This is a genomic window from Oceanithermus desulfurans (genome assembly GCF_014201675.1).
In the GTDB taxonomy this organism is placed as follows: domain Bacteria; phylum Deinococcota; class Deinococci; order Deinococcales; family Marinithermaceae; genus Oceanithermus; species Oceanithermus desulfurans.
This window is the reverse complement of record NZ_JACHEZ010000010.1, coordinates 23,705-49,216: the sequence shown is the minus strand read 5'-3', so window position 1 is coordinate 49,216 and position 25,512 is coordinate 23,705. Positions and strand designations below refer to the sequence as shown.

General features: G+C 71.0%; 25 protein-coding genes. 16 read left to right on the top strand and 9 right to left on the bottom strand.

Annotated elements, in window-relative coordinates:
• Positions 1 to 82: 82 nt before the first annotated feature.
• A complete protein-coding gene (locus HNQ05_RS11235; protein WP_246104131.1) occupies positions 83 to 1,267 on the bottom strand; it encodes an ATP-binding protein in 1,185 nt (394 codons plus the stop codon).
• A 205-nt stretch (positions 1,268 to 1,472) separates the two neighbouring features.
• On the opposite strand from HNQ05_RS11235, the gene rpmI reads away from it, so the two are divergent.
• Genes rpmI through HNQ05_RS11205 form a run of 6 tightly spaced genes read left to right on the top strand, consistent with a single transcriptional unit; the run spans position 1,473 to position 6,006 of the window.
• Positions 1,473 to 1,670 carry a 50S ribosomal protein L35 gene (gene rpmI / locus HNQ05_RS11230; protein WP_147148408.1) on the top strand — a complete coding sequence of 66 codons (198 nt, stop codon included), beginning with the start codon at positions 1,473 to 1,475 and terminating at the stop codon, positions 1,668 to 1,670.
• Positions 1,671 to 1,680: 10 nt separating this feature from the next.
• Positions 1,681 to 2,031 carry a 50S ribosomal protein L20 gene (gene rplT / locus HNQ05_RS11225; RefSeq protein ID WP_147148410.1) on the top strand — a complete coding sequence of 117 codons (351 nt, stop codon included), beginning with the start codon at positions 1,681 to 1,683 and terminating at the stop codon, positions 2,029 to 2,031.
• 54 nt (positions 2,032 to 2,085) lie between these two features.
• Entirely contained in the window at positions 2,086 to 2,568 is a 483-nt protein-coding gene (locus HNQ05_RS11220) for a COG2426 family protein (protein ID WP_147148412.1), read from the top strand.
• A 39-nt stretch (positions 2,569 to 2,607) separates the two neighbouring features.
• Positions 2,608 to 4,287, top strand: a complete 1,680-nt coding sequence (locus HNQ05_RS11215; protein ID WP_147148414.1) for a glycerol-3-phosphate acyltransferase — start codon at positions 2,608 to 2,610, stop codon at positions 4,285 to 4,287.
• Positions 4,288 to 4,340: 53 nt separating this feature from the next.
• Positions 4,341 to 5,183, top strand: a complete 843-nt coding sequence (gene epsC, locus HNQ05_RS11210) for a serine O-acetyltransferase EpsC (protein ID WP_147148416.1) — start codon at positions 4,341 to 4,343, stop codon at positions 5,181 to 5,183.
• Between the two features lie 58 nt (positions 5,184 to 5,241).
• Positions 5,242 to 6,006 carry an SDR family NAD(P)-dependent oxidoreductase gene (locus tag HNQ05_RS11205; protein WP_147148418.1) on the top strand — a complete coding sequence of 255 codons (765 nt, stop codon included), beginning with the start codon at positions 5,242 to 5,244 and terminating at the stop codon, positions 6,004 to 6,006.
• Here HNQ05_RS11205 and HNQ05_RS11200 read toward each other — a convergent pair whose 3' ends face one another.
• The 3 genes from HNQ05_RS11200 to HNQ05_RS11190 all read right to left on the bottom strand — a co-directional run bounded on the left by HNQ05_RS11200 (position 6,007) and on the right by HNQ05_RS11190 (position 8,920).
• Positions 6,007 to 6,930: an Ig-like domain-containing domain gene (locus HNQ05_RS11200; RefSeq protein ID WP_147148420.1), complete on the bottom strand. Its 924-nt coding sequence runs from the start codon at positions 6,928 to 6,930 to the stop codon at positions 6,007 to 6,009.
• 64 nt (positions 6,931 to 6,994) lie between these two features.
• Complete coding sequence (locus tag HNQ05_RS11195) at positions 6,995 to 7,951, bottom strand: Ig-like domain-containing domain (protein WP_183677819.1); 957 nt, start codon at positions 7,949 to 7,951, stop codon at positions 6,995 to 6,997.
• 15 nt (positions 7,952 to 7,966) lie between these two features.
• Positions 7,967 to 8,920, bottom strand: a complete 954-nt coding sequence (locus HNQ05_RS11190) for an Ig-like domain-containing domain (protein ID WP_147148425.1) — start codon at positions 8,918 to 8,920, stop codon at positions 7,967 to 7,969.
• Between the two features lie 77 nt (positions 8,921 to 8,997).
• Here HNQ05_RS11190 and HNQ05_RS11185 point away from each other — a divergent pair, with 77 nt between their 5' ends.
• Together HNQ05_RS11185 and HNQ05_RS11180 are read left to right on the top strand one after the other, a co-directional pair.
• A complete protein-coding gene (locus HNQ05_RS11185; RefSeq protein WP_147148427.1) occupies positions 8,998 to 9,807 on the top strand; it encodes a polyphosphate kinase 2 family protein in 810 nt (269 codons plus the stop codon).
• 33 nt (positions 9,808 to 9,840) lie between these two features.
• Positions 9,841 to 10,617 carry an enoyl-CoA hydratase/isomerase family protein gene (locus tag HNQ05_RS11180; RefSeq protein WP_147148429.1) on the top strand — a complete coding sequence of 259 codons (777 nt, stop codon included), beginning with the start codon at positions 9,841 to 9,843 and terminating at the stop codon, positions 10,615 to 10,617.
• On the opposite strand, the gene HNQ05_RS11175 is transcribed toward HNQ05_RS11180, so the two are convergent.
• Positions 10,614 to 11,093, bottom strand: a complete 480-nt coding sequence (locus tag HNQ05_RS11175) for an Lrp/AsnC family transcriptional regulator (RefSeq protein ID WP_147148431.1) — start codon at positions 11,091 to 11,093, stop codon at positions 10,614 to 10,616. The two genes, HNQ05_RS11180 and HNQ05_RS11175, sit on opposite strands and share 4 nt — an antisense overlap.
• Before the next feature lie 107 nt (positions 11,094 to 11,200).
• Here HNQ05_RS11175 and ald point away from each other — a divergent pair, with 107 nt between their 5' ends.
• The 5 genes from ald to HNQ05_RS11150 all read left to right on the top strand — a co-directional run bounded on the left by ald (position 11,201) and on the right by HNQ05_RS11150 (position 15,913).
• Positions 11,201 to 12,310, top strand: a complete 1,110-nt coding sequence (gene ald, locus HNQ05_RS11170) for an alanine dehydrogenase (RefSeq protein WP_147148433.1) — start codon at positions 11,201 to 11,203, stop codon at positions 12,308 to 12,310.
• Positions 12,311 to 12,373: 63 nt separating this feature from the next.
• Complete coding sequence (locus HNQ05_RS11165) at positions 12,374 to 13,078, top strand: DUF3108 domain-containing protein (protein ID WP_147148435.1); 705 nt, start codon at positions 12,374 to 12,376, stop codon at positions 13,076 to 13,078.
• Positions 13,079 to 13,100: 22 nt separating this feature from the next.
• Positions 13,101 to 13,442 carry an Asp23/Gls24 family envelope stress response protein gene (locus HNQ05_RS11160; RefSeq protein ID WP_147148437.1) on the top strand — a complete coding sequence of 114 codons (342 nt, stop codon included), beginning with the start codon at positions 13,101 to 13,103 and terminating at the stop codon, positions 13,440 to 13,442.
• A complete protein-coding gene (locus HNQ05_RS11155) occupies positions 13,435 to 15,042 on the top strand; it encodes a fatty acid kinase ATP-binding subunit FakA (RefSeq protein ID WP_147148439.1) in 1,608 nt (535 codons plus the stop codon). The genes HNQ05_RS11160 and HNQ05_RS11155 overlap by 8 nt, the downstream gene beginning before the upstream one ends.
• Before the next feature lie 82 nt (positions 15,043 to 15,124).
• Positions 15,125 to 15,913: a hypothetical protein gene (locus HNQ05_RS11150; RefSeq protein ID WP_147148441.1), complete on the top strand. Its 789-nt coding sequence runs from the start codon at positions 15,125 to 15,127 to the stop codon at positions 15,911 to 15,913.
• Here the strand turns inward: HNQ05_RS11150 and HNQ05_RS11145 are convergent.
• On the bottom strand, positions 15,903 to 16,568 hold the full coding sequence (locus HNQ05_RS11145) for a hypothetical protein (protein WP_147148443.1): 666 nt from the start codon (positions 16,566 to 16,568) through the stop codon (positions 15,903 to 15,905). The genes HNQ05_RS11150 and HNQ05_RS11145 overlap by 11 nt on opposite strands.
• A 186-nt stretch (positions 16,569 to 16,754) precedes the next feature.
• Between HNQ05_RS11145 and HNQ05_RS11140 the strand changes: the two genes are divergently transcribed.
• Positions 16,755 to 17,189 carry a 3D domain-containing protein gene (locus tag HNQ05_RS11140; RefSeq protein WP_147148445.1) on the top strand — a complete coding sequence of 145 codons (435 nt, stop codon included), beginning with the start codon at positions 16,755 to 16,757 and terminating at the stop codon, positions 17,187 to 17,189.
• A gap of 9 nt (positions 17,190 to 17,198) precedes the next feature.
• A complete protein-coding gene (locus HNQ05_RS11135) occupies positions 17,199 to 18,326 on the top strand; it encodes an FtsX-like permease family protein (protein WP_147148447.1) in 1,128 nt (375 codons plus the stop codon).
• Here the strand turns inward: HNQ05_RS11135 and HNQ05_RS11130 are convergent.
• Positions 18,262 to 19,239, bottom strand: coding sequence for a Wzz/FepE/Etk N-terminal domain-containing protein (locus tag HNQ05_RS11130; protein WP_147148449.1), 978 nt, complete (start codon positions 19,237 to 19,239; stop codon positions 18,262 to 18,264). The two genes, HNQ05_RS11135 and HNQ05_RS11130, sit on opposite strands and share 65 nt — an antisense overlap.
• A gap of 77 nt (positions 19,240 to 19,316) precedes the next feature.
• Here HNQ05_RS11130 and HNQ05_RS11125 point away from each other — a divergent pair, with 77 nt between their 5' ends.
• The gene (locus HNQ05_RS11125; RefSeq protein ID WP_147148451.1) at positions 19,317 to 21,581 is read left to right on the top strand and encodes an endonuclease MutS2; all 2,265 of its coding nucleotides are present in this window, start codon (positions 19,317 to 19,319) and stop codon (positions 21,579 to 21,581) included.
• A 3-nt stretch (positions 21,582 to 21,584) separates the two neighbouring features.
• Here the strand turns inward: HNQ05_RS11125 and HNQ05_RS11120 are convergent, their stop codons facing one another.
• Positions 21,585 to 24,221, bottom strand: coding sequence for a hypothetical protein (locus HNQ05_RS11120; RefSeq protein WP_147148453.1), 2,637 nt, complete (start codon positions 24,219 to 24,221; stop codon positions 21,585 to 21,587).
• Between the two features lie 58 nt (positions 24,222 to 24,279).
• Positions 24,280 to 25,455, bottom strand: coding sequence for a glycerophosphodiester phosphodiesterase family protein (locus HNQ05_RS11115; protein ID WP_147148455.1), 1,176 nt, complete (start codon positions 25,453 to 25,455; stop codon positions 24,280 to 24,282).
• Positions 25,456 to 25,512 lie beyond the last annotated feature (57 nt).

Here is a 25,512-nt window from a genome sequence, read left to right as displayed (position 1 = left end):
CCCGACCCTTACCCGATTCCGCGGCCCCCGGGCCGCGTTTTTCTTTGCGGCGTCCACTCTGCGGCCCGGTCGCCAGGCGGCCTTATTCGAGCTCGCTGCCGTTCTTCGGATCGTCGTTTCCCCACCGCCAGACCGCCTGTATGGGCAGCGACCAAAGATGGTCGCCGAAGGGCAAAGCTTGCGGGCCCGGGTGGAGTACGAAGCCGGCGCGGAAGCGTTCGGGTGCCGACCTCTTGAGCACCCGCAGGCCGGAAAAGTCGCCAGGCCCGACTCGGCGCTTGGATTTCACTTCGATGCCCACCAGGCCTTCGGGACCTTCCAGGACAAGGTCCACTTCGCGGCCGCTTGCGTCCCGGAAATGTGCGAGACGGTACGGCTCCGTGGTCCAGCTCAGCTGCTTGGTCAACTCCATGGTCACGAAGGTCTCCAGGAGCGCGCCTTCATTGAAGACGCGGGCCAGATGGACGGCCAAGCCGGTGTCGACCATGTGGAGCTTGGGGGAACGGGTAAGCCGTTTGGTCGGGTTCGCGGCCCAGGCGGGCAGCCGGTGCACCAGGAACAGTTTTTCAAAAAGACGCAGGTACTTGTCGGTGGTGGAACGGGGTCTGCCTAGGCTGCGGCTGAGCTCGCTGATGTTGAGCAGGCTGCCCGTCCGCTCGGCCAGGAGCGCCAGCAGCGCGTGCAGCACGGCCACCTGCTCGACGCCCGAGATGTCGCGCACGTCGCGTTCCAACAGGGTGCGCACGTACCCGGCGAACCACTCCGCCCGGTCGGCGTTTTCCAGCCGGACAGCCTCGGGAAAACCGCCGCGCCGCACCCGCTCCCAAACATCCGCGCCTTCCCATTCCGGATGAGGGCGGCCCTGAAAGGCGCGTTCGAGAAATGCCTCGCGGCGTCCTTCCAGCTCCCCCTGAGAGAAAGGGTAGAGGGTCAGCACCGCCATACGGCCCACCAAAGCCTCCGCGACCCGCGGCAACGCCAGCACGTTGGCCGAACCCGTAAGCAGGTACCGACCCGGAGCGCGTTTTCGGTCCACCCGGGCCTTGATGGCCAGCAGCAGTTCGGGTGCGCGCTGCACCTCGTCGATGACCAGCGGCTCGTCCCAGCTGGTCAGGAACCCCTCGGGGTCGGCCTGCGCGGATGTCAGCAGGTCGAGATCGTCGAGCGTCACGTAGCGCATTTCCAACTCGCGCGCGAGCTTCTTGACCAGCGTGGTTTTCCCCACCTGGCGCGCCCCTTCGAGGAAGACGGCTGGGTGGGTTTTCAAAGCGCGTTTTAAGCGGTCGGACAAATGACGCGGGCGGTAGTGGGGCATATTTGCAAAATAACACGCTGCGTGGCAAATATCAACACGCGGCGTGTCAATCTGCAGACTAAGGGTGACGGGGGCGCGGCCGGTGTGTTAGACTGGCGGTTGCTGCGTCCGGGCTCTGCAAGACCCTACGGGGCGCCCGGCCGGCGGAGGAAGAAGCATGCCGAAGATGAAGACCCATAAGGGCGCCAAGGGGCGGCTGAAAGTGACCGCCCGTGGCAAAGTACTGGCTTCCAAGCCCGGCAAGCGCCACCTGAACTGGCACAAGTCGGGGAAGAAGATCCGCAGCAAGGGCAAGAAGTTCGTGCTTGCCGAGGGCGAGGCGCGCCGCATCCGCGACCTCCTGCCCTACGACTAGGAGGCGCGCCATGCCGAGAGCGAAAACGGGCGTCGTTCGTCGCCGCAAGCACAAGAAGATCCTCAAGCAGGCCAAGGGGTACTGGGGCAGCCGCTCCAAGAACATCAAGCGTGCCAAGGAGACCTTGCTCAACGCGGCCGAGCACAGCTACGCCGACCGCCGCAAGAAGAAGCGGGTCTTCCGCCGCCTCTGGATCGCGCGCATCAACGCCGCGGCGCGCCAGAACGGCCTCAGCTACTCCAAGCTGATGCACGGCCTCAAGGCTGCGGGCATCGAGATCGACCGCAAGATGCTGGCCGACATTGCCGTGCGCGACCCCGAGGGGTTCGCGGCGCTGGTGGAGCGGGCCAAGAACGCCTGAGTGCGTAGGTATCCTTACGGCGCGGCCGCGGCCGCGCCGTTTATGCTGGAGGCCATGACGCTTTCCGAGGTATCCGCCTGGCTCTGGGTCGCCTTCGTGAGCATGCTCCCGGTGGTGGAGCTGCGCGGGGCGATTCCCCTGGGGCTGGGGCTGGGGCTTTCGCCGCTGGCGGCGCTGGTCGCGGCGCTGGTGGGCAACCTGCTGGTGGTGCCGCTGTTGCTTTGGCTGGTGCCGGGAGTGGTGGCCTGGCTCGAGCGCTTCCCCGCGTTCAAGCGCTGGTGGGACCGGCTCGAGGCGCGCGTGCGCCTGAAGAGCGAGGACACCGTGCAGCGGTTCGGGGCGCTGGGGCTCTTGCTCTTCGTGGCCGTGCCCCTGCCCGGCAGCGGCGCCTGGACGGGGGCGTTGATCGCCGTGGTGCTGGGCCTCAAGAAGCGCTTCGCCGGTCCCGCGATCGCGCTGGGGGTGCTGCTCGCGGGCGTGCTGGTCACGCTGGCGGCCACCGGCGTGCTCAAGGGGCTCGAATGGATGGCCCGCTAACCGGCCTCTTGTAAACTGGACCCGCTAGGGAGGCTCGACTTGACCTGGACCTTACTTCCCCTCGCGCTGCTCGCCTACCTGATCGGCGCCGTGCCGGTCGGCTACTGGGCGGTGCGCCGGCTGTCGGGCAAGAGCCCGCGCCTCGCCTCGGTCTACAACCTGGGCTTCGAGAGCGCCGCGCGCGTGCTGGGCGCGGGGCCGGTGCTGCTCGCCTTCGGCCTGGACGTCTTCAAGGGCTTCCTCGCGGTCTACCTGGCCCGGGGGCTGGGGCTCGAGGCGGCGCTCCTCTTCGCCGTGGCCGCCTACCTGGGCCACCTCTACCCCCCGCCCTTCCTCGCCCCCGAGCGCCCCTTCCGCCCGCGCGGCGGGGCGCTGCTCGTCGGCCTGCTTGCCGGGCTCTCGGTGACCGGCTACCCCTACCTGCAGGCCTTCCTGCCGCTCGTCTTCGCCCTCGTCGTCTACGCCCTCACCGGCTACGCCTCGCTGGCCGTGGTCACGGTCGCCTTTTCGCTGGCGCTCGTGCTCATGTTCCTGCCGGCGAGCGCGACCGCCCAGGTGCTGGCCTGGGTGCTGGCGGTGCTGGTGATCTGGCGCTACAAGGAGAACCTGGGCCGCATCCTTGAGGGCACCGAACCCAAGCTGGGCGAGCCCGCGCCGCTGCCCGGCGAGGACCAGGTCGTCTGCGCCTTCATGATCCACCCCCTCACCCTCGAGGACTTCTGGCAGAGCCCCCGCTTCGCCTGGCTGCGCCCGCTGGTGCACGCCGGCCTGGTTCGTCAGGCCTGGGTCGAGCGCATCGCCGAGTACTTCCGGCCGATGAAGGTGGGCGAGATCCGCGGGGTGCGCACCAGGGATGGGCGCGAGATTCGTTGTTACCTCATCTCGGCGCCGCTCTTGCCCCACCAGATCACCGGCAAGCCCGAGCTGGCCACCCGCCGCGCCATCCAGGGCGCGCGGCTCGCCGCCGAGCTGGGGGCCACGGTCTTCGGCCTGGGGGCCTTCTGGAGCGTGGTGGGCGAGAAGGGCCTCAGGGTTCAGGAGGCCGTGCCCGAGATCCAGGTGACCAACGGCGGGGCCTACACCGCCGGCACCGTCAAGGCGGCGATCCCGCAGATCCTCGAGCGTTTCGAGCGCGAGGGCAAGCCGCTCTCGGACGTGACCGCGGCGGTGGTGGGCGCCAACGGGGTGGTGGCCTTCGGCATCGCCCGCCAGATCGCGCCGCTGGTGGGGCGGCTGATCCTGGTGGGGCGCAACCTCGAGCGCCTCGAGAAGAGCGCCGAGACGCTGCGCCGACTGGTGGCCCGCAAGGGGGCGACGACCGAGATCGTGACGACGACCGAGATCCCCGCCATCAAGGAGGCCGACCTGGTCTTCACCGCCACCTCCGACCCGGCGGCGGTCATCTTTCCCGACTTCGTCAAGCCGGGCGCCTGGATCTACGACGAGGGCGTGCCCCCCGACGTGGACCCGGCCGTTCGGCAGCTGCCCGGGGTGCGCGTCATCCCCGGCGGTGTGGTGCGCCTCCCCGGCGAGGCCGAGGTGAACCTCGACCTGCGCTTCGGCGGGCCCGACCTGGTGCCGGCCTGCCTGGCCGAGACGATGATCCTGGCCGCCGAGGAAGCCTGGGAGCGCAAGAGCCTGGGCGGGCAGACGAAGAGCGAGAACATTCAGTTCTTCGTGGACAAGGCCGCGGAGCTGGGGTTCGAGGTGGTGGACTGAGCCGTGCGGAGCCGGGCGCGCGAAACCCGCCGATTGGCGCTAAGCTGGACGTTATGAACGTTTCTCTGGAGGAGCTGGCCGCCAGGCTGACCGCGGGCGCAGAGGAGCTGCAGCTCGAGCATCTGCCGCGGCCCGGCGTGGTGCACGAGGCCGTGGAACGGCTGCGGAGCCTGCTCTTTCCGGCGGGCGGCGCGGAGACGAACGTGCTGGCGGTGCTGCGCGAGGTGCGGGCCGAGATGGTGGTCCAGGTGGGACGGGCGCTCGACTTCGCCCGCGCCCGGGCGCTGCCGCAGACCTCGCAACCCCGTCCCCGGTACGACAACCCCGAGGCGCTCGTGGACGCCTGGCTCGAGCGCCTTCCCGAGGTGCGGCGCAGGCTCGAACTGGACGCGCAGGCCGCCTACGAGGGCGACCCCGCGGCCACGAGCCCCGAGGAGGTGGCCTGCTGCTACCCGGGCTTTTTGGCCATCGCCTACCACCGCCTTGCTCACGAGCTCTACCGCCTGGGGGTGCCGCTGGTGCCCCGGGCCATCAGCGAACGCGCCCACAGCCTGACGGGAATCGACATCCACCCGGGCGCCCAGATCGGCGAGCGCTTCTTCATCGACCACGGCACCGGCATCGTAATCGGGGAGACGGCCGTACTGGGCCGGGGTGTGAGTTTGTACCAGGGTGTGACCCTGGGGGCCAAGAAGTTCGAGCTCGACGAGTACGGCAACCCCGTCAAGGGCGTGCCCCGCCACCCCATCCTGGAGGACGGGGTGATCGTCTACGCCGGGGCGACGATCCTGGGCCGGGTCACGATCGGCCGCGGCTCCGTCATCGGCGGCAACGTCTGGCTTACCGAGAGCGTGCCGCCGGGCAGCAAGATCACCCACAGCAGCGAGAAGATCTAGCGCCGCGCCCGCGTACGCCCGCGGCTTCAGAGCGTCCCGGGGGTAGAATCGGGGGCAGATGGGCGAAAAGAGGTTTCATCGGGTTTGGATCACCGGCGGCTCGAGCGGCATCGGGCGGGCCCTGGCCCGGCACTACGCCCGCCAGGGGGCGTACGTGCTGGTCTCGGGGCGCAACGTCGAGCGGCTGGAAGCGGTGGCGCGCGAAACCGGCGGCGCCGCCTACCCCCTCGACGTCACCGACGCCGAGGCGGTGGAGCGGACGGTGGCCGCCGTCTGGGAGGACACGGGCCCTCTGGACCTCGCCGTCCTGAACGCGGGCGCGGCGTTCAAGCGCGCGGGCCGCGACGACACCGCGGCGAACCTGAAAAAGCACCTTGAGGTCAACCTGCTGGGCGTGGCCTACGCCCTCGACGCCCTCAGGCCGCGCATGCGCGCCGCCGGCGGCGGTACCATCGCGCTGGTGGGCTCGCTGGCCGGCTACGCGGGGCTGCCGCGCACCAGCGGCTACGGCACCAGCAAGGCGGCGCTCGCCTACTACGCCGAGGCGCTCTGGGCCGAGCTGCAGCGCGAGAAGATCGACCTGAAGCTCATCAGTCCCGGCTTCGTGAAGACGCCGATCATCGCCGCCAACGAGTTCCCCATGCCCTTCATGCTCGAGGCCGACGCGGCCGCGCGCATCATCGCCCGTGGGCTTGCGGGCCGCGCCTTCGAGGTCGCCTTCCCGAGGCGGCTGGCCTGGCCCTTGCGCCTTTTGCGGGCGCTCCCTGCGGGCTGGCGGGTGCGCCTCTTCGCCTACGGGGAGCGCCGGATGAGGCGACGCTAGCTAAGGCGCGTAGACGACGACCTGCACGAAAGGCTTGTCGCTGCCGGCGTCGGTGGTGGTCAGCCAGTAGCCATCCTCGCTTCCGTCGCCGTTGTTGTCGGAGCTCAGGCGGATCTGGAAGCGGATGCGGCCGGCGTTCAGGTCTTCCTGGAGCCAGCCGCGTTCGTCGGCTCGCAACCAGCCGTCGTCGGGCGGGAAGACCGGCTCGCTGGCGAGGGCCGTGAGGCCGTAGTCGGCCGCGTCCAGGCGGTCGCCGTAGTCGACGTGCTCCAGGCGATAGTGAAGCGCGTCGCCGTTATTTTCTTTCTTGCTGTAGAGGTTGATCCGGGCCCGCTCCACCGACTCGACGTTCGCGGGCAGGCTGCTCAGCGGGAAGGAGAAGAAGGCGCGGACGTAGAAGTCCGATGGGCCGTCGCCCACGAAGGTGTTTGAGAGGTTGTCGTAGACGCCCCCGTTCGAGTAAACGGACCCGTCGAGCTCCGCTTCCCCCTCCAGGGTGAACCCCAGCCGGCGCATGGTGCTGAACGTCGCCTCGTAGGCCGCGGCCAGGTGGTTGCCGGCGCTGTCGGCGGCGCCGGTACCGACGCGGTAGGTGTAGCTTTGGTAGCTGGCGTCGGAACTGTAGGCGAGCGGGGCGCTGGGTACGGCCACGAGGCGCTTGCCTTCGTCGGCCCAGCTCAGCGTGACCGCCACCGGCGAACCGCCGGCGTCCTCCAGCACGAAGGCCGCTTCGGTGGCCGCCTCGTTCATCGGCTCGCTGAAGGCGACGGAGATGACGGCGTTCTTGGTGGCCCCGTGGGAGCCGTCGGCCGGGGAGCTGGAGCGCACCTCGGGCGGCGTGGTGTCGGGCGCGGTGCCGGTGCCGGCGCAGCTGGCGAGGACGAGGAGCAGTGCGGTGAAGGTGTAGGTCCAGGTGTGGTTCACGGTCGTCTCCTAACGACCGGAGCCTAGCGGCCGCACCGTCACATAACCGTCACAAGCCGTCCGGTCAGGGGCCGTAGTAGGTAAGGCGCAGCACCGGAAGGTACTCGGGGCCGATGGCTTCGGGTACTTCCTCGGCGTCCTGAGCCACGAGAAAGAGGGCGTCGGTAGAGCCGTCGTGGTCGGTCTCGGCGTCGAAGCGGAGCCGGACTTCCAGGCGACCTCGCCCTTCGTTCCAGGCGGCGATGGCCCAGTCGCTCACGCCGTAGGTGCGGTAGCTGCCGTCGGTCCAGCCGGTGCCGGCGTCGGTGATGGGGGTCGCGAGCGCCGAGACGTAGTAGTCGGTGGCGTCCAGCGCGTCACCCAGGGTTACCGGCTCGAGGCTCAACCGGCCCAGATCGGCGAAGGGGGTTCCGCTGATGTGGTGGACGAAGAAGCGCAGCTCGGCCGCCAGCACCCCGCCAGCGTCTTCGGGAAAGGCGAAGCTGAAGAAGCCACGGATGCCCGCGTCGGTGGCGCCGTCGCCAACGGAAAGGAGCGCCTGGTCGCTTACGGCGGCGGTGGGCGAGGCGCTGCCGTCGAAGGCGCGTTCTGAGGGCAGGTTGGCGGTGAGCGTGCGCATGGTGCTAAAGCTTACGCGCAGGGGCTGGGCCAGGGGGTTGCCGGAGCGGTCGCTGACCTCAGGGCCGAGCTCGAAGGCGTAGTAGAGGTAGGCGTCGGTGGGGCTGTAGAGCAGCGGCTGGACCGGTTGGATGTACACCTTCTTGCCACCGTCGGCGAAGGCGAAGGTCACTTGGTCGGGCTTCAGCCCTTCGTCGTCCGAACGGTAGGCTTCCATGACGCTGATCGGGTCGACGGGTTCGTTGAAGGTAATCGTAATCGCCTCGCCCCGTTTGAAGCCGTGGAAGCCGTCGGCGGGGTAGACCGAAACCACGGTAGGCGCGGTGGCGTCGGCGGGTTGGCTGCCGCCGCAGGCGGCGAGCAGGAGGAGTCCGAACAGCGATAAGATAGTTCGTCTTGCCAACATCAACATCACCTTTTAGGGCGCGTAGTAACCAACGGTCAGCCGTGGCGGGTGGTTCGTGTCTTCCCCGGTGGCGGGGTTGACGCTGTCTTCTGAGCCGTCGCCGTTGCTCTCGTTTTCAAAGCGCAGTCGCAGTTGCAGGTAGGCGCCGCTGGCGTCCAGCGCGTCTTTCAAGCCCTCGTCCACATCGAGGTTGACGTGGACACCACTTCCCCACGACGCCACCGTGCCCAGGATGCGGCCCGCCGCGAGGGCGTAGTCGCCCGCGTCGAGTTGATCGTCGTCCAGGTAGTCCACGGTTTCGGTGACCAGGTTGCCGAGGTTCCCGGGGCCGAAGGGAGCGCCCCGGAGCGCGGTGTTGTAGAGGTCCAGCCGGGCGAAGGCGACGTCTTCGGCGGCGACGTCGAGCCCGCTCAGGTCGAAGGCGAAGAAGCTGCGCAGGCCCTTATCGGCCACGGTGTCGCCGGTTCGGGCGGTCGTGTAGGCGCTGGGGTCGTTGGGGTCGTTGTATACGAAACCGGCTGAGGAAACCGCGCCGTCCAGCGCCGCGACCGCGTCGCGCACTTCGGTGAGGGTGCGCATCGTCGTAAAGGAGACGTCGAGGTCGCTTTCCAACGGCGTTCCCCTTTGCGAGCGTGCCCCGGTGGAGAGCAGGTAGCGGTAGCTTTGGTAGCTGCTGTCGGGGCTGTAGGCGAGCGGGTTGGCCGGCGTAATCTTGAGTCGGCGGCCGCCGTCTTCCCAGGTAAAGCTCACCGCTACCGGAGCGCCGGCCGGGCCCAGCAACTGGAAGGCGGCCTCGGTGGTGGCCGGGTCCATGGGTTCGTTGAAGGCGATGCGGAGCGACTCGTCTTTCTTGAAACCGTGGTAGCCGTCCGGAGGGTAGAAAGCGTTCACCTGGGGAGCCGGTGGTTCTTGTGTCCCACAGGCGGTGAGGAAGAGGGTGAGCAGCATCCACCAACGTATGCGCATCGTTTCATCACCTCGCCTCAGGGGTAGCGCGGTCGCGTCACAAAACCGTCACAAAACCGATTTGCGTAGACTGGAGCATGGACGTTTCCCGGTACCGGATCGAACCCGGCGCCCCCGTCGACCTCATGCGGTGGCCTACGCGCGAGGACGACGGCTTCGGCGGCGGTAAGAAAACGGCGCGCAAGCAGCTGGTCGAACTCTCGCGGCGGCTGGGTGAACTGCAAGCCCGCCTCTACGCCGAGGGCCGCCAGGCCCTCCTGATCGTGCTGCAGGGCATGGACACCGCCGGCAAGGACGGCACCATCCGCCACGTCTTCCGCGCGGTCAATCCCCAGGGGGTGCGGGTCACCACGTTCAAGAAACCGACCGCGCTCGAGCTGGCGCACGACTACCTCTGGCGGGTGCACCGGCACGCGCCGGCGCGGGGCGAGATCGGCATCTTCAACCGCAGCCACTACGAGGACGTGCTGGTGGTGCGGGTGCACGGGCTGGTGCCGCGCGAGGTGTGGGAGCGGCGCTACGACCACATCAACGCCTTCGAGCAGCTGCTGGCCGACGAGGGCACGCGCATCGTCAAGTTCTTTCTACATATCTCCAAGGAAGAGCAGAAGGAGCGGCTCGAGGCGCGGCTCGCCAACCCCGAGAAGAACTGGAAGTTCAACCCCGCCGATTTGGCGGAGCGCAAGCTCTGGGACGCCTACACCGAGGCCTACCGGGTCATGCTCGAGCGCACCTCCACCGCCGCGGCCCCCTGGTACGCGGTGCCCGCCGACCGCAAGTGGCAGCGTAACCTGATCGTGGCGCGGGTGCTCGTGGAGACGCTCGAGGCCATGGACCCGCGCTTCCCCAAGGTCGATTTCGACCCGCGGACGATCCGCGTGGACTGACCCGCTCCACGGAAATACGGGTAGTCTGGGTGTATGGGCAGCGAACGGGTCGTCACCAAGGACATCGGGCGGGTGCGCGTGCTCACCCTCTCCGACCCCGAGCGCCGCAACCCCCTTTCGGACGCACTGGCGCGGGCGTTGCACCAGGCCCTGGACGCGGCCGAGGCGGCGGAGGAGGTGCGGGCGCTGGTGATCACGGGCGCGGGCCGGGCCTTCTCGGCCGGGGCCGACCTGGACTTCCTCCGGCGGGTACGCAGCGAGTCCGCCGAGGCCAACCTGGCCCACTCGGGGCGGCTGCGCGACCTCTTCCTGCGGGTCTACACCTTCCCCAAGCCGGTGGTGGCGGCGGTGAACGGCCCCGCGGTCGCCGGCGGCGCCGGGCTGGCCACCGCCTGCGACCTGATCGTGATGGACGAGGAGGCGCGCATCGGCTACACCGAGGTGAAGATCGGCTTCGTAGCCGCGCTGGTGGGGGTGCTGCTGGTGCGCGCGGTAGGCGAGAAGCACGCCCGCGAGTTGCTGCTCACCGGCGACCTGGTGGACGCGCCGACCGCCTACCGGATGGGGCTCGCGGGCCGCGTGGCGGCGGCGGGTACCAGCGTAGACGAAGCCGTGGCCTGGGCCGGCCGCATCGCCGAGAACGCCCCCGCTTCGCTGGCGCTCACCAAGGAGCTGCTGGCTTCGTTCTACGGGATGGGGCTCGAGGACGCGCTGCGCTACGCCGCCGCCGCCGGCGCCTGGATCCGCCAGAGCGCCGACCTGGAGGAGGGGCTTGCGGCCTTCTTCGAAAAGCGCAAGCCCAGGTTCTAGGCATCCGGGCGGGCCAGCGCCTCGAGATCGAAGCGGGTCTTGATGATGGGCGAGGCCAGCGCCACCGAGGTGCGGGTGCTGCCGTAGACGCTCAACTCCTCGATGATCCGCCGCAGGTTGTCGATCGAGCGCGCCACCACGCGCACGATGAACGACGCGCCGCCGGTGACGAAGTGGCACTCCTGCACCTCGGGCGTGCGCGCGGCGTAGCGGTTCACCTCGTCGTAGTGGGCGGGGGTGGTGGTCAGCTCGATCAGGGCGATGACCGAGAAGCCCAGCGCCGCGGGGTTGATCTGGGCGCGGTAGCCCTCGATCACCCCCGCCTCCTCGAGCTTGCGCACGCGCTCGGCCACCGCGGGGGCGCTGCGCCCCACGCGGCGCGCCAACTCGCTGATCGAGATGCGGGCGTCCGCCTGCAGCTCGGTGAGGATGGCCAGGTCCACCCGGTCCAGGCGGTTTTTGTTTCGTAAAGCCATGGCCCCAGTATGGCTTACGTTCGTTAACAAATCCAGCCGGAACGCTTTGGGTTTGCCCTTCCATTCGGGAATGCGCTTGGCGTAGCCTCGAATCAAGGAGGCCCGCTATGAAGATCGGAGTACCCAAGGAGATCAAGACGCTGGAAAACCGCGTGGCCATGACGCCGGGCGGGGTCGAGAGCCTGACCAAGCGCGGGCACGAGGTCTGGGTCGAGCGGGGCGCCGGAGCGGGTTCGGGCCTCGCCGACGCCGAGTACGAGGCGGCGGGGGCGCGGCTGGTGAGCGCCGAGGAAGCCTGGAGCGCCGAGATGGTGGTCAAGGTCAAGGAGCCGCTACCCGCCGAGTACGCCTACCTGCGCCCGGATCTGATCCTCTTCACCTACCTGCACCTGGCCGCGAGCGAGGAGCTGACCCGGGCGATGCTCGAGTCGGGCGTGATCGGCATCGCCTACGAAACCGTGCAGACCGCGGACGGCGCGCTGCCGCTCCTGGTGCCGATGAGCGAGGTGGCCGGACGCATGGCCACCCAGGAGGGCGCGAAGTACCTGGAGAAGTCGTACGGCGGCCGCGGGGTGCTGCTCGGGGGCGTGCCCGGCGTGGCGCCTGCGGACGTGGTCATCCTCGGCGGCGGCACCGTGGGCATCAACGCCGCCAAGATCGCCGTGGGGATGGGCGCGCACGTGACGATCCTCGACGTCAACCACGCCCGCCTGCAGTACCTGGACGACGTCTTCGCGGGCCGCCTGACCACGCTCACCTCGACCGAGGCCAACATCAAAAAGGCGGTGCGTTATGCCGACGTGCTGATCGGCGCCGTGCTCATCCCCGGGGCCAAGGCGCCCCACCTGGTGACCCGCGAGATGCTGCCCACCATGAAGGAGGGCTCGGTGATCGTGGACGTGGCCGTGGACCAGGGCGGCTGCGTGGAGACGATCAAGCCCACCACGCATGCCGAGCCCACCTACGTGATCGACGGGGTGGTGCACTACGGCGTGGCCAACATGCCCGGCGCGGTACCGCGCACCAGCACCTTCGCCCTCACCAACCAGACGCTGCCCTACGCGATGAAGCTGGCCGAGAAGGGCGTGGCGGCGCTGGCGGAGGACCCGGCGCTCCTGAAGGGGTTGAACACCTACCACGGCAAGCTCACCTACGCCGCCGTGGCCGAGGCCTTCGGCCTGCCCTACACCCCGCCCGAGGACGCGCTGCGCAGCTGACGCCTCCCCCCTCCCGCCGCCCCGGCGCCGCGCGCGCCGGGGCGGTCCCGTTAGAGTGGGGGTATGCGCCGTACCGTGGTGGGGCTGGCGCTCGCGCTGGCCGCCTTCGCCGCGGCCGGGTCCGATCTGCCGGAGACGCCGCCCGTCCCCTGGCCCAACGGCGAGCGGCTCGTCTACGTGTTGCGCTGGAAGGGGCTGGTCGTGGGGCACCAGGCCATCGAGGCCGTACGCACCGGGAGCGGCTGGCACTACGCCGGACGGGTGCGTGGCGGCGGGCTCGCGCAGCTGGTGGGGTTCGATCTGGTTTCGGACTCGTACACCCGGCGCGACCTCTTCACCCGCCGGTTCCAGCGGGACCTGACCGTGCCCGGCGAGGGGCGGCGCGTCCTCACCGCCGTGGTGGGCCAGGAGACCGCGGTGCGCTTCGTCTGGGTCACCGGTCAGGTGTACACCTTTCGCGAGCCGCAGACCGACGTGCTGGACGATTTGTCGGTCCTGTATTATGTCAGGGTGCACCCCGAGCCGAAGCCGCTTTGGTTGATCAACTACCCCCGCCTGGTTCGGGCCCCGCTCGCGTTCTTGGGGGTACGGCGGCTCTCGTCGCCCACCGGCCGCATAGAGGCCGAGGGCTACCGTTTCGAAGGCGAGGGGGCGCAGATCGAGGTGTGGTACGGGCGCAACGAAGCGCGCTGGCCGCTGCGAATTTACTTCGGGCAGTCTTGGGGAGGACTCTCCGCCGAGCTCGTCCGGGTGGAACGCATCCGTTGAAGCGAACGGGGAAGGAGACGCCATGAAGGGGAACATCACCGTAACCGAACAGGCCCTGGCGGCCATCGTGGGGCTGGCGGCCCACGAGGTCCCGGGCGTGGTGGGCATGAGCCCGGTGGGCATCCGCGACGGCCTCAGCCGCATCCTGGGCCGCAGCGAGGCCAGCCAGGGGGTCGTCATCAAGGCCGACCCCGCCAAGCCCGGCAGCTACCAGGCCGACCTCTACGTCGTCGTGGCCTTCGGGGTCAAGGTGCCGACGGTGGTCGAGGGCATCGCCGAGCGCGCCGAGTGGGCGGCCGAGAAGCTGGCCGGGGTGAAGCTCGAGCGCGTGCACGTCCATGTCGTGGGGGTCAGCCGTGGATAAGTGGTCGCCCGAGGCGCTGGCCGACGCCTTCCGCTTCGCCACCGACTGGTTCGCCGTCTACGTCGAGGAGGTCAACGCCCTCAACGTCTATCCCGTTCCCGACGGCGACACCGGCACCAACATGCACCTCACCCTGCAGTCGGTGCGCCGCGAACTCGACCTCTGCGACAACACCAAGATGCGCGAGGTGGCGCGGGCGCTCGCCTACGGCAGCCTCCTGGGCGCGCGGGGCAACTCGGGCGTCATCCTCTCGCAGCTGCTCAAGGGCTTTTCCGAGGCGATCAAGCGCAGCCCCGCGGTGACCCCCGAACTGCTCGCCGAGGCCCTCGAGGCCGGGGCGCAGTCGGCCTACCGCGCGGTGATGAAGCCGGTCGAGGGCACGATCCTCACCGTGGCGCGGGGCGTGGCCGAGGGCGCGCAGCAGGCCGTGGAGGAGGGTGCTGCGACGATCGAAGCGGTGCTGGCGGGGGCGATCCGGCGCGGCGGCGAGCTGTTGGAACAGACCCCCGAGATGCTGCCGGTGCTGAAGACCGCGGGCGTCGTCGACGCCGGCGGCAAGGGCTACCTCTACCTCGTCGAGGGGCTCGAGGGGTTCGTGCTGGAAAAGCCCCTGCCCGAGCCCCCCAAGATCGAGAAGTACGCCCAGGAGGCCTTCGAAGAAGAAGAATACGGCTACTGCACCGAGTTCCTGATGGAGGACGTCAAGGAGCCCGTCGAGAAGATCCGCGAGCTCGTCGCCCCCTTCGGCGACTCGCTCCTCGTCGTGGGGGCCGAGGGCTACGTCAAGGGGCACATCCACACCAACGAGCCCGACGCGCTGCTGGCTACGGTGGCCCGCTACGGCAGGATGAAGCGCACCAAAGTGGAGGACATGTCCGAGCAGCACTCGGAGATCCTCTCGGCCGTGGGCGCCGCCGACGAGGCCCCGCCGCCCACCGGCCTGGTGGCCGTGGCCAGCGGTTGGGGCGTGATCAAGGCCTTCCGCGGCCTGGGGGCGCGCATCGTCGCCGGAGGGCAGACGCAGAACCCCAGCGTGCAGGACATCCTCGACGCCATCAAGAGCCTGCCCAACCCCGAGGTGATCGTGCTGCCCAACAACAAGAACGTGATCCTCGCCGCCGAGAAGGCCGCTGAGCTGGCCGAGAAGGAGGGCAAGAAGGTCTACGTCGTGCCCACCCGCACCCTGGGTCAGGGGCTGGCCGCGGCGGTGCTCTACGCCCCCGAGTCGGACGCCGCCGGGCTGACCGAGGAGATGAAGGAAGCGGCCGCGCACGCCGTCACCTTCGAGGTAACCCGCGCCAGCCGCGACGCGGTCGTCGAGGAGGTGGGCGAGGTCAGCGAGGGGCAGGTGATCGGGCTGCGCGACGGCAAGCTGACCGTGGTGGCCGACGATCCCGAAGAGGCGCTGCTCAACCTGCTCAAGCTGACGCTGGACGACGCCGACGACTACGAGATCCTCACCCTCTTCCACAGCCCCGCCGTCGAGGCCGAGCGGGTACAGGCACTGGTGCGGAAGATCGAGGCCGCCTACGAGGACCTCGACGTCGAGGTGCACGCGGGCGGGCCCGACCTGTACGACTACCTGGCGGTGCTCGAGTAAGGCCGCCGCATTTAGGTCTTCTTAATCGTTTCCAAAGGAAGGCCTTGGGACCTGCGCTAGAATGGAACAAAGGAGGGGTTCGATGAAGAAGTGGATGCTGGGGGCGTTGCTCCTGGGGTTTTTGTCCGCCTGCAACATCAACATCATCCTGCCGGGGACGCCCATCGTCGTGGACGGCCCGGCGGTCGAGTCGAACGTGCTGGGCGAGGGCGAGTCCGCCCGCTTCGAGCTGCTGGTGGGTGCGGATCCGGTGCGCATCGACGCCACCGACGTGACCAACGCCGCCGCCGGTTCGCTGCGCCTGCGCGTCTTCGACGCCAACGACGCCGTCTACGCCCAGACGGTGAGCCGGCAGTACTTCACCGCGCCGCAGCCGGAGGTGCTGGGATCGGGCGCGGTGGGGCTCGGCATCACCCCAAACGGGGTCTACTCGGTCAACCTGCCCGCGAACTTCGGCAAGGCCTACGTCGAGGTTACCAACCTGGCGGGCGACCCCACCATGGTCCGGGTCAGCGCGGTCACCCGGCAGGGCGACATCGCGAAGGACAACGCCTATAGCTTCGACGCCACCGCTACCGGCGCCCTGCTCTACCTGGGCCAGCTCGACACCTGGACCTACACCGGGACCGGTCCGGCGACGCTCGAGCTCGCCGGCGGCACCACCGTGCACGCCCGGGCCAAGGTCGTGCGCGGCATCGACACCCAGACGGTCCTCGAGCCGGGCGAGGAGTTCACCGACCTGCAAAACGGCGACTTCGTCTACGTCCAGGCGCAGGGCAGCGGCGCGCTCGCGGGCTTTTGCAACACCCTTCCGGGGTGCGCCGACGGCATCACCAGCGGCGAGTACACCCTGCAGGTGATCATCCCCTGACCTTTTCGATCACCTGCACGATCTCGGCGGCGCGTTCGGCGCCGCCTTTTTCCAGGCAGCCCGCCACGAGCTTGGGGTTTCGGGGGTCGTCCAGCGCGGCCAGGCAGCCCAGCTCGGCGTCGGAGAGCACCTCGGTGTTGACGGTGCCCAGCTCGGCGGCGCGGAGGCTGCGCCAGCGGGCCAGGGCGCGGAAGACCGCCGCGCCTGTTCGCGCCGCGGCCGCAGGAGCCGGCGCCGGCGGCCGCAGCAGCAGGTAGGCTCCGAAGGCCAGCAGCGCCAGGGCCACGAACAGCCCTCCGGGGGACTCCCAGAAGAAGACCAGCGCCCCCGCGGCGAGGAGGGCTCCGCCGCCCCAGGTCGCGAGCTCCCGCCGCTCGAGGCCGCCCCAGAGCCCCAGCCCCAGCCCCGCCCCCACCAGCTTGAGGGACTCGAGGCCGGTGGCGTCGGCGGCCAGCGCCCCCAGCGCCCAGCCGACCAGGAGGCTGCCGAGGCCCGCGGCTTCGGCCGGGGCGCCGCGCCGGGCCAGCAGCAGGAAGAGGCCGCCGCCCAGCAGGCCCCACAGCCAGCCCGGGCCCCCGGGCGGCCGCCCCACCAGGTAGAGCACCCCCAGCGCCACCAGGGCGAGTCCGAGCCAGCCGTGCCGCGACGTCTTCATGAGAATGCGCGCCTCCTCCTTAACCTAGCCGCAGTCTAGCATGGCCGGTGAGCACCGTCGGGGACGCGTCCGCCGCGGCCGGCCCGGAGGAGGACCGCGCCGAAACCGCCAAGATGAGAAAATCTGCGTCCGGCTCTTAAACAATTTATTTGTTTTTTTCTACACTTTCGTTTGGAGGTGAGGGGTATGCGGTGGATACGAACGCTGGCTCTGCTTGCGCTCGCCGTGGCGTTGCCGCTGGGCGTGCAGGCGTCGGGGCCCGAAGTGCTCGTGCTTAAGGCGACCGCGTACACCTCGTCGGTGCGCGAGACCGACTCGACCCCGTTCGTCACCGCCACCGGGGCGCGGACGCGCTTCGGCATCATCGCGGTGAGCCGCGACCTGCTCGGTTCCGACCTCCCCTACGGCTCCAAGGTCAAGATCGAGGACCTGGGCGAATGGCGCACCGGCCGCGGCAAGGGCCGTTTCGACGCCATGCTCAAGGACGTCGTCTTCGTCGTCGAGGACACCATGCACAAGCGCAAGCGGCAGCAGATCGACGTCTGGATGCCCGACCGCTCGCTCGCGCTCAAGTGGGGGGTGCGGCGGGTCCGCATCACCGTGCTCCAGCGCGGGCGGTAGAGTGAGGGCGTGCGTTTCGCCTGGTTCCTGGCCCTCAAGCACCTGACCTACCGAAAAACCCAGAGTCTGATCACGGTGCTGGGGGTGGCCGCGGGCGTGGCCGTGCTGACCACGGCGCTCTCGCTCACCAACGGCTTCACCGCGGGGTTGATCGAGGCGACCCTGCGCGCGGTGCCGCACGTGACCCTGACGGCGCTCGACCCCGAGGACGCGCCCCGCCCCGAACACCCCGAGATCGTCGCGGAAACGCCGGTGCTGATCGCCAAGGCGCTGCTCACCCGCCGCGCCGGCGAGGGGCGGCGCGCCGGCGTCGACTTCGGGACCCTGATCGGCGTGGGTCCGGGGGCGGCGCAGGTCTACCCGGGGCTGGGGCTCGAGGCGCTGTCGCCGGGCGGCGTGGTCCTCGGCTCGGCGCTGGCCCGCTCGCTCGGGGCCTGGCCCGGCGACACCGTCTACGCCCTGTCGGTCAACCAGCAGCGGCGGCCGTTCCGCGTGATCGGCCGCTTCGTGACCGGCAACTACCTGATCGACTCGGTCTTCGCCTTCGCGCCGATCGCCGACGTGCAGGCCCTGCTGGAGACGCCGGGGGCCATCGGCGGCTGGCACCTGCGCCTCGCCGACCCCGAGAAGGCTCAGGAGGTGGCGCGGGCGCTGGAGGCGGACGGCCGCTACCTGGCCCAGACCTGGCAGGACGCCAACCGCACCCTGATCGAGCAGCTCGCCCTGCAGAAAAGGGTCATCGGCATCGTCGTCTTCCTCATCGTCGTCGTGGCGGCGCTGGGCATCGCCAACGTGCTCGTCCTGGTCGTCCTCGAGAAGAAGGCGGACATCGCCATCCTGCGCGTCCTCGGCGCCGGCGCGGGCCAGGTGGCCGGGGCCTTCGCGCTCGAGGCGGTGCTGCTGGGCGGGGCCGGGGTGGTCCTGGGCGACCTGCTGGGCTGGGCGCTTTCGAGCTACTTCGCCCTGCGGCCGGTGACGATTCCCGGCGAGCTCTACTTCATCACCCAGTTGCCGGTGCAGATTCAGCCCGCCGACTTCGTCTGGGTCAGCGGGCTCGCGTTCGGGACCGTGCTTATTTCGGCGTGGTTGCCGCTTCGTCGGGCTCTAAGCGTGAAGCCGGGGCAGGTGCTGCGTTGACCCCGGGCTCGGCGGCCACCGCCTCGCGCAGGAAGGCGAGGAAGACGGCGAGCATCAGCGTGAGCACGGCGGCGAGCGCGGTGTTGAGCAGCACCCGGGGGGCGACGGGCTCCTTGGGAACGGCCGGCGGGCTGAGCACGTTCACCTGAGCGACCTGCTCGCTGAGCCGCCGCAGCTGGGCCGGGTCGCCCGCCAGGGCCTCGAGCGAGGCGATCTCGGCGTTGAGGTTGGCGAGCTGCGCCTGCTGCTTGGCGAGCTCGAGCCCCAGGTAGGCGAGCGCCGGGTTGCTGGCGCGGGCCACGTTGGGGGGGACCCCCGCGGACTCGAGCGCGGTCTGGGTGTCGGTTCCGGCGTTCACGCGCGGCACCTTGTCCAGCGAGGCCTCGAGCTCGCTGATCTGCGACTGCACCGAGGCGAGCTTGAGCCGCGACTGCGCCAGCGCGCCGGCCAGGTTGGCCCCGGCGCTTTGGAAGACGCGGTCCTTGACGTAGTCGTCGAAGGCGCTGAGCAGGTCGAGGGCGAACTGCCAGGCCTCCTCGGGGTCGCCGCCGCGCACCGTGATCGTGAGCAGGTTCTTCTTGTCGTCGAAGCGGGCCTTGGCTTCGATGGGGGCGTTGCCCACGACCCGGGCCACGTAGGGGCCCTTGGTCTCGATCTGTTTGTTGAAGCCGACCCCCAGCGCGGGGCCGGCGGGCAGGGTGCGGAAGACGTAGGCCGCCGCGGGAAAGCCGAGGTCGTTGCCGTCCTGGTTGAGCACCAGCGCCTGGGCCACGGCCTCGCTCTCGTAGGTGGGCGGCCAGAGGCTGCTCACGGCGAAGACCGCCACCGTCACGAGGACGGTCACCGCCAGGATCCAGCGGCTCTGCCGCTTGAGCATCAGGTAAAGGTCGCGCAAGCTGATTTCGTCTTCCATGCTGCGCTCAGTATAGGGCCTTTTTCGGGAGTAAAGGATGAAAAACTCGAAACGGTATAGTTAAGGATGGTAACGCCGTGACGGACGACACGCTGCAAACCCTCGACTTCGAACGCATCCGCCGGGCGCTGGCGGAGCGGGTCGCCACGCGCATGGGGGAGGACCGGGTGCGCGCCTGGGGGCCGCTGCCCACCCCCGAGGAGGCCGCGCGCTTCCGCCGGGCCACCCAGGAGGCGGTCGCGCTGGGCTACCGCCTGGGCGGGGTCTTCGACCCCCGGCCGCTGCTCGAGCGGATCCGCCGCGGCGAGCGGCCCGAGGGGGCCGAGCTGGTGGAGGCCGCGGCCACGCTGGAACGCGCCGCCGAGCTCAAGCGCGAGATCCTCGCCGCCGGCGAGGGCGAGCTGGCGCGCGTCGCCGCCGGCATCGGGGAGCACGCGCTCTTCCGCCGGCGGGTGGCCGAGTCGCTCGACGAGGCCGGCGAGGTGAAGGACGACGCCACCCCCAAGCTGAAGCGCATCCGCCGCAGCCTGAACCCCTTGCGCGAGCGCATCATCAAGCGGCTCGAGGCGGTGATGGACGCCCACCCCGAGGCCGTGCAGGAGCGCTACGTGACGCTGCGGCGCGACCGCTACGTCATCCCCGTGCGCGCCCAGCAGCAGCGCCAGATCGGGGGAATCGTGCTGGCCCAGTCCGACACCGGGGCGACCGTCTTCATGGAGCCGGCCTCGGTGGTGCCGCTGAACAACGAGCTCGCGCAGCTGCGGCTGGAGGAGGAGGCCGAGGTCCTCAAGGTGCTGGCCGAGCTGGCGGGCCTCCTCGCCGGCGACGCCGAGCTCGAGGCCACGCTCGAGGCGCTGGCCTGGCTGGACGCGGTGCGCGCCGCCGCCCTGCTGGCCGAGGACTGGGGGCTGGCGCCGGCACAGGACGGTCCGCCCGGCCGCTACCACCTCGTGGGGGCGCGCCACCCGCTGCTCGAGGACCCGGTGCCCAACGACCTGCACCTGGACGAGCGCACCCGCATCCTCCTCGTCACCGGCCCCAACATGGGGGGCAAGACCGTGCTGCTCAAGACCCTGGGCCTGGCGGTGCTCATGCATCAGGCGGGGCTGTTCGTCGCCGCCGAGGCGGCCGAGCTGGGTTGGGTGCGCCGGCTCGAGGTCGACATCGGCGACGAGCAGAGCCTCGAGGGCGGGCTCTCCACCTTCGCCGCCCACCTGAAGAAGCTCGACCGCATCCTCGGGTCCGCCGCCCCCGACGCCCTGGTGCTCGTCGACGAGCTGGGGTCGGGCACCGACCCCGAGGAAGGCGCGGCGCTGGCCCAGGCGGTGATCCTGCGGCTGCTCGAGAAGGGGGCGCGGGGCATCGTCACCACCCACCTGACGCCGCTCAAGGCGCTGGCGGGCCGGGCTGGGGGGCTCGAGAACGCCAGCATGGGGTTCGTGCTCGAAGAGTTCCGCCCCACCTTCCGCCTGCAGGTCGGCCTGCCGGGGCGCAGCTACGCGCTGGCCGTTGCCCGTCGCCTGGGGCTCGACGAGGAGGTGCTGCGCGCCGCCGAACGCTTCCTGGGCGAGGGCGGGGCGCGGGTGGAGGAGCTGCTCGAGCGCCTGGAGCGGCAGCAGACCGAGCTGGAAGCGCGTCTGGCCGCGGCCGAGCGGACGCGGCGCGAGGCCGAGACCGCCCGCGGCGAGCTGCAAGCGCGCCTCGAGGGGATCGAGCGCGAGCGCGCGGCGCTGCTCGCCGCGGCCCGCGCCGAGGTGGACCGCATGCTCGAGGAGGCCCACCGCCAGATCCGCGAGCTGCGGGCAAAGGCGCGCAAGGGCGGGTCGCAGAAGCGCGACGCCCTGCGCGAGGTGATGAAGATTCGCGAGCGCACCAAGCCGCGCCCGGCGGCGGGGACGAACCCGCTGCCGGGGCTGGAGCCGGGGATGCTCGTCGAGGTGCCCAGCTACCGCCAGAAGGGGCGGGTGGTGCGCGTCGAGGGCGAGGAGACGCTGGTGCAGATCGGCCAGGTCAAGATCCGCGTGCCCACCGCGGAGCTGCGGCCCCGCGGCGAGGGCGCGCCCCGCCCCAAGCAGGCGGTCGTCGTCGAGTCGGGGTTCGAAACCGAGCTGAACGTGCGCGGCCTGACCGCAGCCGAGGCGGTCGAGGCCGTCCACGACTTCCTTGCCGAGGCCGTGGCCACCGGCAACTCCCCGGTGCGCATCCTGCACGGCAAGGGCACCGGGGTGCTGCGCCGCGAGATCCAAAACTTCCTGCGTCATGACAAGCGCGTCGAGCGCTTCCACGACGCCATGCCGAACGAGGGCGGCCACGGCGTCACCGTGGTGCACCTGCGGGTCTGAGGCTCAGTCGACGCGCAGCTCGACCGCGGCCAGGTCCTCGCCGCCACCGCCGATCAGCCAGAGGACCGCGCGGTAGAAGCCGGGGCGCTCGTAGACGTGGCGGACGTCCAGCTGCGCGGGGCAGCCCTCCGGCCAGCTGCGCGGCGGGCTGCCGTCGCCGAAGTCCAGCGCGCAGGCGGTGGCTGCGCCGGGGGGCGCCCGCACACCCAGCCGGAAGGTGACGGCCAGCGAAGCCGCCCCCCCGTTGCGGTCGACCTCGAGCCAGGGAACGGCCCGCGGCCCCGGCTCGCAGACGACGTCGACGGGCACGACGACGGCAGGCAGCTCCGGGTCGTTGGTGTACAGGGGCAGCGCGGCCGCGAAGCGGCCGGCGGCTTCCGGGCAGTCGGCGCTGAGCCGCTGGTACCCCCATAGCCCCGCGGCGAGGGCCAGCTTGCGCGGCTGCGCCCGCACCACCCCTTCGCGGGGCGTCCAGACCCAGAGGGTGCTGGTGAGTTGGGCCGGCGTCCCGTCCGGGAAGACGCCGCCGAGGGCGGCGTTGCGGTAGCGCAGCACCCCCGTCGCCGTTCCGCCGGGCGCGCCGTGCAGCTCGAGCGCGAGCGGCAGCCCCTGGAGGTCGGGGCTCTGCACCAGGAGCCAGGGGTCCGGCGGCCGCCCCGCGTAGGGGTGCCGCGCCCCCACCGCCCCCAGGCGGTAGCGGAAGAAGACCTCGTACACCCCGCGGTCGTCCTTTTCGGGGCGCCAGACGAGCGGTCCGTCGGGTTCGTCGGTCACGGCGACGGGCTCGAGCGGCCCTGAAAAGCAGTCGGCGGGATCGTCGCAGGCCCCGCCCCGCAGCCAGACCTCCACCCGGCCGGGCTCGGGAGGGTCGGCCTCGAAGCTGAAGCGGGCCGCGGGCTCGGCGGCGGCCTCGCCCAGGTCGAGCCGCCGTACCCCGCCGGTGTCGAGGTGCCCCCAGACCCGCGGCGGTCCGGCCAGCCGCAGCGGCGCGGCTGTGGAGCCGGCGGGCGCGGGCGCGCGCACTCCGGCCACCGCGGCGAGCAGGGTCTCCAGGTCGCCGGCCTCGGCGGCGGCCTCGGGGGCCCAGCTGAGCTCCCAGTCGGGACCGCGGTAGTCGGGGTCGGCGGGGTCGAGCGGCCCCTCAAGCGCGGCCGTGAGGAGGAGGGCGTCCCCCGGCTCGGCCAGCGTTCCCTCGCCGAGCGGGGTGCCCTGGGCCCGCACCTCGCCGCTGAGCCGCAGCCGCCGCTCGAGGCGCAGCCGCAGGCGGCCGGGAGCGGCGAAGCCGATCCCGGGTTCGCCCTCCAGCTCCGGAGGGTCGACGGCCAGCGGGCCGCGGGGCGGCGCCGGGGCGGCCGTCCAGGCACGCTCGGCGTGGAAGCGGGCCCGCTGGGCGGGCCAGACCAGGCGCGCGGGCGCGGGGTCGGGGTCCAGGGCGCTTTGGGCCTCGAGCCGGGCGCGCAGCCGCAGCGAGAAGAGCAGCCACGAGAGCGGGGGCAGCCGGGTCTGCAGCCGCGCCAGGGCGCAGCCCGCTGCGCCGGCTTGGGTGTCCAGGGTGAACCCCCCGTCCTCGAGCTCGCCCGCGAGGGCCAGGCGCCAGCGCGCGGCTTCGAGCGCGCCGTCGACGACGCGCAGCTCCAAAAAGGCGCGCGCCTCGATCCGACCGCCCGCATCCGCGCCGCGTTCCAGCCCCGGACAGGGTTCGCCGGGGGCCAGGCGTTCCCCGCCGTCGGCGCCCCGGGCCAACCGCACCCCCTCACCGGCGGCGCTCAGCGTCACCGGGTAGGGGGGCAGCTCCGCTTGGTAGTCGAGGTTCCAGAAGACGTCGCTCAGCCCCGCGGGGCCCAGCTCCAGCGCCACCCGCCCCCCCTCGGTGCGGACCGCTTCGACGCGCCCCCAGACGCCGGCGCGGTCGCCGCTGAAGACGACCTGGCCCGGGCGCAGGGCCTCGGTCTCCGGGGTCCGCTCGAGGACGATCTCCGTCCAGGCGAGGGCATCGGGGTCCCAGGTCGCGCCCAGGATCCAGCCGTCCTCGAGCCGCACCGCCTCGGGCCGCAGCTCCGCCGTCACCGCCCAGGCGTAGGCTTCGGCGTCCTGCGCGCGGATCCGCAGCCGCACCGTGCCCGGTTCGTTCACCAGCGCGCGCACCCGCGCGGTCTGCGGGCCCGTCGCCTCCACGGTCACCCGGTCGGGGTCGTCGCTGCTGAACTGGACCGCGGCCTCGGGGTCGGGCCGGCCGGCGGCGTCGTAGACCACCACCGCCAGCTCGCGCTCCTCCCCGGCGCGCGTGAAGAGGAGGGCGAGGTCGCTGCGGACGCGGACGCGCGGCGCGAGGACGCCCGAACCGCGCACGTGCACCTGCACCTCCATGCGTTCGCGGGGGTTGGAGCCGCGCACGACCTCGATCCGGTCGTCCACCGGGTAGTCGGGGGCGCGGTAGCGGGCCTGCGCCCCTTCGGGGATCAGGGTCCCGTACTCGGCGGTCCAGACCAGGTCGTCGGGGTCGGCGCCGTCGGCGGTGAGGACCAGCTCCTCCCCGGGCTCGAGCGTCGCCTCCACAGGGCTGACGCGCAGCCCCGCCGGGGGGGCGGAACAGGCCGCGAACAGCCCGAGCGCCAGCAGCAGCCAAAGCCAACGTCGCAACGCCTACCTCCCGTGTAAACCGTAGTCTACGCAACCGCGCCGCGCCGCGGGTGAGGCCTCAGCGGCGCCCGCAGGCGTCGAAGAAGGTCACCGTGGCCGGCCAGTCGGAGAAGATCGCGTAGACGCCGATCTGGTTCACCAGCACGTCGAGCACCCGGTAGACGTCGCCGTCCGAGCGGATGGCCGGCCGCACGCTCCGGTAGTACCAGCCCCCGCCCCCGGTGAGCGGACCCGAGCGCTCGAGCGTCCAGGGGATCAGCTCGAGCCCCGCGGCGCGCGCCGCGCCGGCGTAGGCCGAGGGCACGATCCCGCCGTCTTCGTCCAGCGCCAGCAGCACCCATAGCGGCGGGCTCAAGAAGCGCAGCCCCTCCGCGGCCAGCGCCGCCATGCTCGGCTTCAGCCGCTCGGGATGTGCGGGGTCGAAGCCCCGCTCCCTGTAGCGGCCGTCGAGCCAGACGGCGTTCTTCGCGTATTCGGGGGCGTAGCGGCGCCAAAAACGCAAGTCTTCCAGGTCGAAGCTCTGCAGGTAGACCCGCTCGGGGGGCACGCCCAGCTCGCGGTAGTCGTCCACGATCCGCCGTCGGTAGGCCTCCAGGCTCATCCCCGGCGGCGGGTCCGCCTTCTTGAGTTCGGGGATGAAGTTGACCCCGGTGGGCTTGAGCAGCTCGATGTACCGACGGTGGCTCATCACCGTGCCCGGGGCGTAGGCCAGGGTGCGCCAGGCGGGGGCGGCGCGGTAGTAGTCTTCGGGCTTCCGGGCGGCCTCGTTGCGGCCTTCGGGCCAGCCCTCGAGCGACAAAAACTCGGCCAGGGTCAGGTCGGTGGTGCGGCAGTCGGGCTTGCGCCCGGGCCGGAAGGGCTTGCGGCACTTCGCGGCCAGCGGGGTGCTGAGGATACTGGTGGTCTCGGCCAAATCACGGTCGGAGTGGCGGCAGACGAGCGCGCCGTCCGCGGTGGGCACCGCGTCGCACTCCACGAAGCCCGCGCCCTGGCGGACCGCCGCCAGGTAGCCCTCGCGGGTGTGCTCGGGGAAGAAGAGCGCCGCACCGCGGTGACCGACGGCCAAAGGCGAGCGCGGGTAGGCCTCCGTGCGGGCGGCGCAGGCGGCCAGCCGCTGGTGGAGCGGGCCGGGCTCCAGGCGGTCGAGCAGGAAGAAGGGGCGGGGGCCCAGCTGGGCGGGCTGGGCGAGGGTCAAACCCAGGAGGAGCAGGATCCCCAGCGGCCACGGGCGCATACCCCACTCTAGCGCCAAGAAGAGGGGCGGCCCGCAGGCCGCCCGGCGGTGCCGCGG

Bases quoted from the DNA above. Each gene is read 5' to 3' on its own strand.
- rpmI (WP_147148408.1), top strand. From the start codon at position 1,473: ATGCCGAAGATGAAGACCCATAAGGGCGCCAAGGGGCGGCTGAAAGTG.
- rplT (WP_147148410.1), top strand. From the start codon at position 1,681: ATGCCGAGAGCGAAAACGGGCGTCGTTCGTCGCCGCAAGCACAAGAAG.
- HNQ05_RS11220 (WP_147148412.1), top strand. From the start codon at position 2,086: ATGACGCTTTCCGAGGTATCCGCCTGGCTCTGGGTCGCCTTCGTGAGC.
- epsC (WP_147148416.1), top strand. From the start codon at position 4,341: ATGAACGTTTCTCTGGAGGAGCTGGCCGCCAGGCTGACCGCGGGCGCA.
- HNQ05_RS11205 (WP_147148418.1), top strand. From the start codon at position 5,242: ATGGGCGAAAAGAGGTTTCATCGGGTTTGGATCACCGGCGGCTCGAGC.
- HNQ05_RS11190 (WP_147148425.1), bottom strand. From the start codon at position 8,920: ATGCGCATACGTTGGTGGATGCTGCTCACCCTCTTCCTCACCGCCTGT.
- HNQ05_RS11185 (WP_147148427.1), top strand. From the start codon at position 8,998: ATGGACGTTTCCCGGTACCGGATCGAACCCGGCGCCCCCGTCGACCTC.
- HNQ05_RS11180 (WP_147148429.1), top strand. From the start codon at position 9,841: ATGGGCAGCGAACGGGTCGTCACCAAGGACATCGGGCGGGTGCGCGTG.
- HNQ05_RS11175 (WP_147148431.1), bottom strand. From the start codon at position 11,093: ATGGCTTTACGAAACAAAAACCGCCTGGACCGGGTGGACCTGGCCATC.
- ald (WP_147148433.1), top strand. From the start codon at position 11,201: ATGAAGATCGGAGTACCCAAGGAGATCAAGACGCTGGAAAACCGCGTG.
- HNQ05_RS11165 (WP_147148435.1), top strand. From the start codon at position 12,374: ATGCGCCGTACCGTGGTGGGGCTGGCGCTCGCGCTGGCCGCCTTCGCC.
- HNQ05_RS11160 (WP_147148437.1), top strand. From the start codon at position 13,101: ATGAAGGGGAACATCACCGTAACCGAACAGGCCCTGGCGGCCATCGTG.
- HNQ05_RS11150 (WP_147148441.1), top strand. From the start codon at position 15,125: ATGAAGAAGTGGATGCTGGGGGCGTTGCTCCTGGGGTTTTTGTCCGCC.
- HNQ05_RS11145 (WP_147148443.1), bottom strand. From the start codon at position 16,568: ATGAAGACGTCGCGGCACGGCTGGCTCGGACTCGCCCTGGTGGCGCTG.
- HNQ05_RS11140 (WP_147148445.1), top strand. From the start codon at position 16,755: ATGCGGTGGATACGAACGCTGGCTCTGCTTGCGCTCGCCGTGGCGTTG.
- HNQ05_RS11130 (WP_147148449.1), bottom strand. From the start codon at position 19,239: ATGGAAGACGAAATCAGCTTGCGCGACCTTTACCTGATGCTCAAGCGG.
- HNQ05_RS11115 (WP_147148455.1), bottom strand. From the start codon at position 25,455: ATGCGCCCGTGGCCGCTGGGGATCCTGCTCCTCCTGGGTTTGACCCTC.